General features: G+C 73.1%; 8 protein-coding genes. 5 read left to right on the top strand and 3 right to left on the bottom strand.

Features of this window, described 5'->3' with window-relative positions; translation table 11 throughout:
- Nucleotides 1-325: 325 nt before the first annotated feature.
- The 5 genes from ACZ55U_RS19815 to ACZ55U_RS19795 all read left to right on the top strand — a co-directional run bounded on the left by ACZ55U_RS19815 (nt 326) and on the right by ACZ55U_RS19795 (nt 5,929).
- The gene (locus ACZ55U_RS19815; protein WP_465527433.1) at nt 326-2,107 is read left to right on the top strand and encodes a hypothetical protein; all 1,782 of its coding nucleotides are present in this window, start codon (nt 326-328) and stop codon (nt 2,105-2,107) included.
- Nucleotides 2,104-2,475, top strand: coding sequence for a hypothetical protein (locus ACZ55U_RS19810; protein ID WP_465527432.1), 372 nt, complete (start codon nt 2,104-2,106; stop codon nt 2,473-2,475). The genes ACZ55U_RS19815 and ACZ55U_RS19810 overlap by 4 nt, the downstream gene beginning before the upstream one ends.
- A 63-nt stretch (nt 2,476-2,538) precedes the next feature.
- Nucleotides 2,539-3,222 carry a vWA domain-containing protein gene (locus tag ACZ55U_RS19805; RefSeq protein ID WP_465527431.1) on the top strand — a complete coding sequence of 228 codons (684 nt, stop codon included), beginning with the start codon at nt 2,539-2,541 and terminating at the stop codon, nt 3,220-3,222.
- The gene (locus ACZ55U_RS19800) at nt 3,219-4,157 is read left to right on the top strand and encodes a protein phosphatase 2C domain-containing protein (protein WP_465527430.1); all 939 of its coding nucleotides are present in this window, start codon (nt 3,219-3,221) and stop codon (nt 4,155-4,157) included. Before ACZ55U_RS19805 ends, ACZ55U_RS19800 begins: the two co-directional genes overlap by 4 nt.
- Nucleotides 4,154-5,929: a hypothetical protein gene (locus ACZ55U_RS19795; RefSeq protein WP_465527429.1), complete on the top strand. Its 1,776-nt coding sequence runs from the start codon at nt 4,154-4,156 to the stop codon at nt 5,927-5,929. The genes ACZ55U_RS19800 and ACZ55U_RS19795 overlap by 4 nt, the downstream gene beginning before the upstream one ends.
- 12 nt (nt 5,930-5,941) lie before the next feature.
- Here the strand turns inward: ACZ55U_RS19795 and ACZ55U_RS19790 are convergent, their stop codons facing one another.
- The 3 genes from ACZ55U_RS19790 to pheA form a co-directional block, all read right to left on the bottom strand.
- Nucleotides 5,942-6,796 carry an HAD family hydrolase gene (locus ACZ55U_RS19790; protein ID WP_465527428.1) on the bottom strand — a complete coding sequence of 285 codons (855 nt, stop codon included), beginning with the start codon at nt 6,794-6,796 and terminating at the stop codon, nt 5,942-5,944.
- 91 nt (nt 6,797-6,887) lie between these two features.
- Nucleotides 6,888-8,162, bottom strand: coding sequence for a serine--tRNA ligase (gene serS / locus ACZ55U_RS19785; RefSeq protein ID WP_465527427.1), 1,275 nt, complete (start codon nt 8,160-8,162; stop codon nt 6,888-6,890).
- Nucleotides 8,163-8,669: 507 nt separating this feature from the next.
- Nucleotides 8,670-9,605, bottom strand: coding sequence for a prephenate dehydratase (pheA, locus tag ACZ55U_RS19780; RefSeq protein WP_465527426.1), 936 nt, complete (start codon nt 9,603-9,605; stop codon nt 8,670-8,672).
- Nucleotides 9,606-9,700: the final 95 nt, after the last annotated feature.

Here is a 9,700-nt window from a genome sequence, read left to right as displayed (position 1 = left end):
GAACCCCCGCCCGTTCACCTGGACCAAGACCGCCGACGAGATCCTCGAACGACTCGCCTCATATCTTGAACGAATTCCTGGCGCAGGACACTAGCTTGGCCCGCCATCGCGCCTTCCTGTGAAGCTCGGGATGATAGCTACCTGATCAGCAGCATTGTCAAGTCTCATGTCCGCTGCCTCCCTACAACCGGCCCGGGGCGCCCGCCGGCGGGCGACGGACCCCCGGATTCCGCAAGTCCGGAGAATCCGCTAGCTGATGACGGGTCAGATTTCGTCCCGGAGTGGGTAATTACGTCACACGAAGATTCACGAGGGGTGGTCGACCATGAGCACCTTCGACGCCTGGAACTGCCCGAACTGCGGCCTGGTGAACCCCCCGGGCGTGCCCTGCTCCGGCTGCGGGGCCCCCGTCGCCACCAGGACCAGCCCCGCCCCGAGCCCCGCCGCCCCGAGCCATCCCGCCCCGAGCCATCCCGCCCCGAGCCATCCCGCCCCGAGCCATCCCGCCCCGAGCCACGCCGTCCCGAGCTACGCCGCCCCCAGCCCCGCCCCGGCCCCCGACAGCCGGGCGCCCCGGACCACGAAGGCGCCGCGCGCCACCGACGCCACCCGCTACCTGTGCGCGGCCGTGCAGATGGACGCCACCCTCGCCCAGCGCGCGATCGACTCCGTCCTCGGCGAGCCGCGCCGGGCCGTCTCCTCCTCACCCGACGTCGACCTGGCCTGCGTGCTGCGCTACGCCGTCTTCGCCCGCACCCGGCACACCACCGCCAAGGTGCTGCTCGCGCTGATCGCGGCCTGCATCGTCGCCTCCTTCTTCCTCCACCCCTTCGAGCGGACGCAAGCGCCCGCCCCGGCCTACGGCTACCCCGGCGAATACGCCGTCCCCGTGCCGGACACCTCGCCGCTCCCCTTCGACCTGCCGATCGTCGTGCTCCCGCTGCTGGTGGTGGCCTGGGCCGTCGTCCTCATCGAGCAGCTCACCGCCTACTTCGGCGTGATCAAGCCCCGGCTGAGCCGGGGCGCGTTCGACCCCGCCCAGGCGCCGGCCGCCGCCCGGCCCGAGGAGGAGGGGCGGCTGCGGGAGCTGGCCGGGCTGGATCACACGGGCAACGTCACGGTCTTCTCCGGCTTCGAGCCCTTCCTCGGGTACGGGCGGCTGCTCAGCACCTGGAACTTCACCATCCCGGTGGACCGCCCCGGCGAGCACTTCGACCGGGTCCTGCCGTTCTCCATCGCCGAGCTGACCGCCGAGATCACCAGGGCGGTGGAGTCGCTCGGGCTGCCCGAGGTGAGCGTCTGCGAGCGGATCTTCGTCAGCGGCGCGGACCTGTCGCTGGGCGTCGATCCGGCCGTCCGGGCCGTCCTGCTGCCCCGGCCGACCGACCGGCCGGCCCGCGAGCTGCCCGCCGACATCGTCGACCGGCTGCGCGAGGACGGCACCGCCCGGGCCCGGCCCTACCTGGTGACGACGGTGTCGGGCTGGGGCAGCGAGGTGGTGACCACCAGCACCGTCCGGTTCGGCCTCAGCCCCGCCAAGGACCTGCTCTTCGTCGAGGGCGCCTCCTCGTTGCTCCCCCCGGTCAAGTCGGTCTACCACCTGGTCGACCACCTGCTCGACCGGCCGACCTGGCGCCAACTCGTCACCCTGGCCTGGGGGGCCCTCAAGAGCACGCCCGGGCGGCTGCTGCGCGGCACCGCTTTCGCGCTGGCCCTGCCCTTCGCGCCCCTCGTCGCCTGGCTCACGAGCGGCGACCAGCTGCGCCAGATCCGGTTCAGCGTCTTCAACTACGGCGCCCTGACGAGCATCCGGCAGCTGGCGGCCGACTCGAAGTTCCACCGCTACTACCAGCAGATCGACCACCAGATGTACACCAAGGTCGTCGAGCGGCGGACCCTGGACACCCTGATCGACTTCCTCCAGGACCACCAGGTCGACGTCTCCGAGCTCCAGGAACGCCGGAACGTCATCTACAACGGGGGCATCTTCACCTCCGGCAACGCCAGGATCAGCTTCGTCAACTCCCCGGTCGCCGCCGGGGCGGGCAGCCGGGTGCGGAGCATGCTCTCCTCCCGCGGCCCGGAGGGGGGAAAGGCCAGGTCATGAGCGAGGAACAGAACACCTCCGGCGGGTTCCACATCAGCGGCAGCGGCAGCGTCAACTTCACCAACTCGCCCGTGGCCGCGGGCCGGAACTCCTCGGTCACGGTCAACTCCGCTGCGGCGGAGGTGGACGAGGAAGCGCTCGCCCGGCGGGTGCTGGCGCTCGCCGAGCAACTGCGCGGGGAGAGCGAGCCGGACAGCCGCCAGGCGCAGGCCGCCGAGGACCTTCAGGCCGAGGTCGCCTCCCCGGCCCGGCGCTGGGACCAGGTGCTGCGCTTCCTCAGCCGGGCCCGGGACGGCGTCGTCGCCACCACCGCGGTCGCGGCCGAGATCCAGAACCTGGACGAGGCGGTCCGCTCGATGCTCCCGTAGGCGCCGACCGGCGCAACCGCCGGTCGGCACCGGGGAATCCACACGACAAGAAGGGGGAGTGCGGTGGCCGAGACCAAGGGCGTCCTGCTGCCCGCCTACGTACTGGCCGACGAATCGGCCTCGATGGAACCGTACCTGGCCGAACTCTCCAACGGGCTGGTCTCGTTGTGCGAGGGGCTGCGGGCCGAGCCGATGATCGCCGCCAAACTGCGGCTCGCCGTGCTCGGCTTCTCCGACGACGTCCGGATCCGCCTCGCGGTGACCGACATGCGCACCGAGACCAGGCTGCCCCAGGTCGTCATCCGCTCGCTGACCAACTACCAGGCGGTCTTCGAGGACCTGCTGGACCGCATCCCCACCGACGTCCAGTGGCTGCGCGGCCAGGGGTACAAGGTGCACCGCCCGGTGGTGTTCCTGCTCAGCGACGGCCAGCCGACCGACGGCGACGACTGGCGGGACGCGCACGCCCTCCTCACCGACCGCCGGCGGACCCCGACCGCCCCCAACATCATCGCCTGCGGCATCGGCGACGCCGAGCCCCGGACGATGCTCGCGGTGGCGACCCGCCCGGAGTTCGCCTTCGTGGCCCGGTCCGGCATCGACCTGGGCCGGGCCATCGGCGAGTTCTTCCACGCGCTCACCACCAGCCTGGTCGCCTCCGGCCACGCCCTGGGCTCCGCCAACCCCCACCTGGTGGTCAACCGGCCCGACCAGTTCGTCCTCGCCATCGACGAGGTCGGGCAGTGACGCGGCACGGTGCCGGTCCGGAGCGGAGCCCCGGACCGGCCGCCGCCCTGCCCTGGCAGCGGATCACCGTGGGCACGCCCGGGATCGAGTTCGAACCGAGGCCGCCGCGCCAGCCCGCCTACGACTTCCCCGACACCGAGTGCGACGGCTGGTCCACCGACGCGCTGACGGTGCGCTTCGCCTCCGTCCGCGGGGCCGAGCACCGCTACTACGGCCGCCCGCGCCAGGACGCCGCGCGCGTCGCCCTGCACCAGCCCACCGGCGCGGTCGCCTTCGCCGTCGCGGACGGGGTCTCGGCCGCGACCAGCGCCGAACTCGGCGCCATCGAGGCCTGCCGGGCCGCCCTCGCGCACACGCTCCACCTGCTCTCCGCGAGCCCGGGCCCGGGACCGGTGGACTTCCCGGACATCGCCCGGCACGCGGCCCGACGGCTGCGGCAGGTCGCCCGCTGGCGGCTGGGTGGCCAGGAGCCGGACCCGGCCGAGGTCTCCCGGCTGTACGCGACCACCCTGGTCACCGGGGTGGTCCGCCCCGAGCCGGCCGGTCCCGTCGTCGAGCTCTGCCGGATCGGGGACTCCGGGGCCTGGGTGCTCGACCTCCCCCACGGGCGCTACCACCCGCTCTTCGGCCCGAAGTCCGCCGGCGACACCCCGCTGATCGGCACCGAGGTGACCCCACTGCCCGCCGTGCCCGACCCGATCGAGCGCACCGCTGTCCGGCTCGCCCCGGGGCTCGCCCTGCTGATCGGCACCGACGGCTTCGGCGACCCGCTCGGTGACGGTGACGGCCAGGTCGGCGAGCTGTTCGCCGGCGCCCTCGCCGAGCCGCCCACCCCGCTCCGGCTCGCCCACCTGCTCGACTTCTCCCGCGAGACCTTCGACGACGACCGCACCCTCCTGGTCGTCTGGCCGCGCCCCGCACAGGAGCCGCGATGACGGACGACCGCGCCGCGCCCACCGTCGACCACGACGACCTGGTCCTGGGCCGCCGCCTCGGGCAGGGCGGCCAGGGCACCGTCCACGAGGTGGTGGGCGGGGTCGACGGCCCGGCCCTCGTCTACAAGGAGTACCGCCCGGAGATCCTCCCCGGACTCGACACCGGCGCACTGGCCGCCCTGGTGGCGCTGCTCGCCGAACTCGACGGCGCCGAGGCCCGCCGGCTCTGCGAGCGGGCCGCCTGGCCCACCGCCCTGGTGCACCGGCGGGGCCGCGTCTGCGGCTTCCTGATGCGGGCCGCCCCCGAGCGCTTCCACTTCGAACTGCGCTCCCTCGGCGGCGGCGCGGCGACCACCCGGCGGCTGGCCACCCTGGAGTTCCTGCTCAACGACGACGACTACGTGGCCCGGGTCGGCCTCACCGTCAGCGACCGCGACCGCCTCGTCCTGCTCGCCGACCTCGCCACCACGCTGTCCCGGCTGCACCGCCTCGGCATCGCGGTGGGCGACCTGTCCCCGAAGAACCTGCTCTTCGCCACCGACGGCGGCAGGGCCGGCTGCTTCCTCATCGACTGCGACGCGGTGCGGCTGCGCGGCGCCACCGTCCTGCCGCAGGTCGAGACCCCGGACTGGCAGCTGCCGCACGGCGAGGAACGCGGGACGGCGGCGGGCGACGCCCACAAGCTCGCGCTGCTGGCCGTACGGCTCTTCGCGCGGGACCAGAACACCACCGACCCGGCGGCGCTGGCCGCGCTCAGCCCGGCCCTCGGCGAACTGGCCCGCGCCGGACTCGACCCGGACCCGTCGCTCCGGCCCGCCCCGGAGCTCTGGGCGGAGCACCTCACGGCTGCCGCGGCCACCGCCTCCACCGCCCCGGCGGCGGCCCGCCCGTCCGCCCCGGCCGCACCGGTGCCGCCCGCGCCGGTCCGTTCGGCGCGGGCCCCGGCGGCGGGTGCGGGCGGGTCGACACCGACGGCCCCGGCGACGACGGCCACGGCGCCGCCGACCGGGACGCCGCCGACCAGGACGCCGTTCGCGGCCGGCATCGGCATCGCCGCGGTCGTCGCGGCCGTCGTCCTCGCGGTGGTGCTGGGAGTGGCCCACAACAAGTCCGGCTCCTCGGCCTCGGACCCGTACACGCCCGCGCCCGCCTACACCCCGACCTACACCCCCGCGCCCAGCCACACGCCCGCGCCCCCGTACACGCCCCCCTACACCCCGCGCTTCGACCCGGCGACGCTCGACGACGCGACGACCGACCGCACCCCGCTGACCCCCGCCGCGATGCTCCCCGAGGCGTTCACCGACGAGAAGCAGGTGCGCTACGAACGGGCCAGCGGGGGGACCCACAGTTGCGCGCCGCCGGGCGCGAGCAAGAACGTCCGGACCGCGGTGAGCAACGGGGGCTGCGACCAGCAGGTCGTCGGGACCTACCGGGACCGCATGAACAAGATCATGGTGATCGTCCTGGTCAAACCGATGACGGATGCCCGGGCCGCCCAGTCGGTCCGCGACACCCTCGCCCAGGCGACCGTCTCCGAATGGGACTTCTGGTGCCCGAACAGCGGGCCCGGCTCCGAGCTGTGCGCCCAGAACACCGATGTCACCCGGGCCACCCAGAGCGGCCGGAAGTCCGTCTACCACCGGTACCTGCTCCACGCCCAGGCCATCTACATCAACCTGGGCGAGGACGACAGCTTCACACCGTGGACCGATGCGGCGACCAACGCCGCGCTCGACGCCGTCGGCCCGCGCAACTACTGGTACGGGTGAGCGGCCCCCGGCTCAGCGCGCCGGGTAGAGCCGCTCCAGGACCAGGGCGACGCCGTCCTCGTCGTTGCCGGCGGTGACGGCGTCGGCCACGGCGAGGAGCTCCTCGTGGGCGTTGGCCATGGCGACGCCGCGGGCGGCCCAGCCGAACATCGGGACGTCGTTGGGCATGTCGCCGAAGGCGATGGTGTCGGCGGCGCGCACGCCCAGGCGGCGGGCGGCGACGGCCAGGCCGGTGGCCTTGGAGAGCCCGAGCGGGAGCAGCTCGACCACGCCGGCGCCGGCCATCACCACGCCGACCAGGTCGCCGGCGGCGCGCCGGGCGGCCTCGGCGAGGGCGTCGTCGGTGAGGGCGTGGTGCTGGATGTAGAGCTTGCTGAGCGGGGCGCCGAGCAGCCCGTCGCGCTCGACCCGGACGACCGGCAGGTCGGAGCCGATCAGCAGCTCGTACCCGGGGCCGGCCAGCACCTGGCCGTCGAGGCCGTCCTGGTTGGCGGCGATGGCCAGCGGGCCGGTCTCGGCCTCGATCTTCTCGATCGCGAGCGCGGCCAGCCGCCGGTCCAGGGTGAGCGAGGTGAGCAGCTTGTGCGCGCCGGCGTCGTACACCTGGGCGCCCTGGCCGCAGACGGCTATCCCGGTGTAGCCGATCTCGTCGAAGACCGGGCGGGCCCAGACCGCCGAGCGCCCGGTGACGATGATGTGCAGCGCGCCCGCGCCGGTGGCCGCGGCCAGGGCGGCGCGGGTGCGCTCGGAGACGGTCTCCTCGCTGGTGAGGAGGGTGCCGTCGAGGTCGGTGGCGACCAGCCGGTAGGGCAGGTCGCCACCGTCGGGTGCGCCCGGGGAGGCGGGGCTGGGGCTGGTGGTGCTCATGGGCCGTACGTCTCCCGGGAGTCGCGGGTGGTGCTGGGGGTGCGGCCGGTCGCGCGACCGGTGACGGCCGGCGGCGACCGGCGACGACCGCTTACTTGACCGGTTCGAGGACCGTCCGCCCGCCGAGGTACGGCCGCAGCGCCTCGGGCACGACGACCGAGCCGTCGGCCTGCTGGTGGTTCTCCAGGATCGCCACGATGGTGCGCGGGATGGCGACCAGGGTGCCGTTCAGGGTGGCCAGCGGGCGGGTCTTGCCCTCCTCGCGCATCCGGATCGACAGCCGGCGGGCCTGGTACTCGGTGGTGTTGGAGGTCGAGGTGACCTCGCGGTACTTGCCCTGGGTGGGGATCCACGCCTCGATGTCGAACTTGCGCGCGGCCGAGGCGCCGAGGTCGCCGGAGGCGACGTCGATCACCCGGTAGGGCAGTTCCAGGGCGTTGAGGAAGTCCTTCTCCCACTGGAGCAGCCGGCGGTGCTCGTTCTCCGCGTCCTCGGGAGTGGTGTAGACGAACATCTCCACCTTCTCGAACTGGTGGACGCGGATGATGCCGCGGGTGTCCTTGCCGTAGGTGCCGGCCTCGCGGCGGAAGCAGGAGGAGTACCCGGCGTAGCGCAGCGGCAGCTTGTCGGCCTCGATGATCTCGTCCATGTGGTACGCCGCGAGCGGCACCTCGCTGGTGCCGACCAGGTACCGGTCGTCCTCGGCGAGGTGGTACACGTTCTCGGCCGCCTGACCGAGGAAGCCGGTGCCGTCCATGGCGGCCGGGCGGACCAGGGTCGGGGTGATCATCGGGATGAAGCCGGCCGCGGTGGCCTGGGCGATCGCCATGTTGACCAGGGCGAGCTCCAGCAGCGCGCCGACGCCGGTCAGGTAGTACGAGCGGGCCCCGGCGACCTTGGCGCCGCGCTCGGTGTCGATGGCGCCCAGGATCTGGCCGAGCTCGACGTGGTCGCGCGGCTCGAAGCCCTCGGCGGAGAAGTCGCGCGGGGTGCCGATCTCCTCCAGGGTGACGAAGTCCTCCTCGCCGCCGATCGGGGCGGCCGGGTCGATGAGGTTCGCCAGCGAGCGGAGCAGGCGGTCGGCCTCCTCCTTGGCGGCGCCCTGTTCGGCGTCGGCGGCCTTGACCTCGGCGGCCAGGTCCTTGGTGCGCTGGAGCAGGGCGGCCTTCTCCTCGCCCTTGGCCTGGGCGACCTGCTTGCCGAGCACCCGCTGCTCGTTGCGCAGTTCGTCGAAGCGGCTGCCCGAGGACCGGCGCCGCTCGTCGGCGGAGAGGAGGGCGTCGACCAGGTCGACGTCCTCGCCACGGACGCGCTGCGAGGCGCGCACTCGGTCAGGGTCCTCACGGAGCAGGCGAAGGTCAATCACAGGGCCAAGCGTACCGGGCGACCGTTCCTCCGCCGGTACGGCTTTTTCCCTGGGGATAACTCCGCCCGGCCTGTGGATAACTCCTGTGGGGAACTCTTCGCCGGCACGTTATCCACAGGCCTGGGGCCGGACCTGTGGATCAAAGGGGAGGATCGTCTTCCGCGTGAACGAATCAGGGAATCGAGGTTTCAAACCTCAATGAACCTTCCCGGGTGAGGGAATTGAAGCACTCGGACGGGTGATTTGATGGCAACCGGGTGACTCTGGTCCGATTGGTCATCTCTGCGACGCAAACCGATGGTCCGACCGGGTCTGGGGAATGGCTATACCGGTTTGTCGACTCGTCCCCAGGCCTGTGGATAACTCCGGGCTGTGGACAGCCACAGGGCCTGTGGACAGCGGGAGCGGCCCCGGACCGCCTGTGGACGACGGGTGGGGCCGCTCGACCTCGCCTGATCGGACCGGTCCGAAACGGTCGGAAAAGGTCCGAAAGACAAAAGACGGAACTCAGATGTCGCCGCGGCCGTCGAGCGCGCGGGAGAGCCAGTCCGCCGCCGAGCTGAAATCCTCGTCCGAGGTCCCCGGCCGCCGGTGGGTGGACTCCTGCCGGTCGGCGCGCGGATACGAGCCGAGGTACCGCACCTGGGGGCAGATCCGCTTGAGCCCCATCATCGCCTCGCCCACCCGGCGGTCGGAGAGGTGGCCCTCGCAGTCGATCAGGAAGCAGTAGCTGCCCATGCCCTCGCCGGTCGGCCGGGACTCGATCCGCATCAGGTTGACCCCGCGCACCGCGAACTCCTGGAGCAGCTCCAGCAGCGCGCCCGGGTGGTCCGCCGGCAGCCAGACCACCATCGAGGTCTTGTCCGCGCCGGTCGGCGAGGAGACCCGCCCGGGCCGGCCGACCAGGACGAACCGGGTGGCCGCGCTCTTCGCGTCCGCGATCTCCTTGACCAGCGGCTCCAGGCCGTAGATCGGCGCCGCGAACTCCCCGGCGAAGGCGCCGTCGTAGCGGCCCTCGGCGACCAGCCGGGCGCCGTCCGCGTTGGAGGCGGCCGACTCCCACTTCGCCTCCGGCAGGTTGGCCGCCAGCCAGCGCCGCACCTGCGGCTGGGCCACCGGGTGACTGGTCACCGTCTTGATCCCGGACAGCTCGGTGCCCGGGCGCACCAGCAGCGCGAAGGTGATCGGCAGCAGCACCTCACGGTAGATCATCAGCGGTGCGCCGGCGGCCAGTTCGTCGTTGGTCGCGGTGACCGCGCCCTCCACCGAGTTCTCGATCGGGACGAACGCCCCGGCCGCCTCCCCGCCGCGCACCGCGTCCAGCGCCAGCGCCACCGAGGAGAGCGGCACCAGCTCCCGGGTCGCCGCCTCGGGCAGGGTGTGCAGGGCCGCCTCGGTGAACGTGCCGGCCGGTCCGAGGTAGGTGTAGCGGGTGGCCGACATGACGCCTCCGTGAGGTCTCGGTGCTGCGGGCGGGGTGTGCCGAAGCAGTCACCCTAACGACTCCGCGGTCCCGGCAGGAACGCGTTCCGGTGGCC

It is taken from the genome of Kitasatospora sp. NPDC034533 (genome assembly GCF_055575155.1).
The sequence above is the reverse complement of the archived record's forward strand: the minus strand, read 5'-3'. Positions and strand labels throughout refer to the sequence as shown.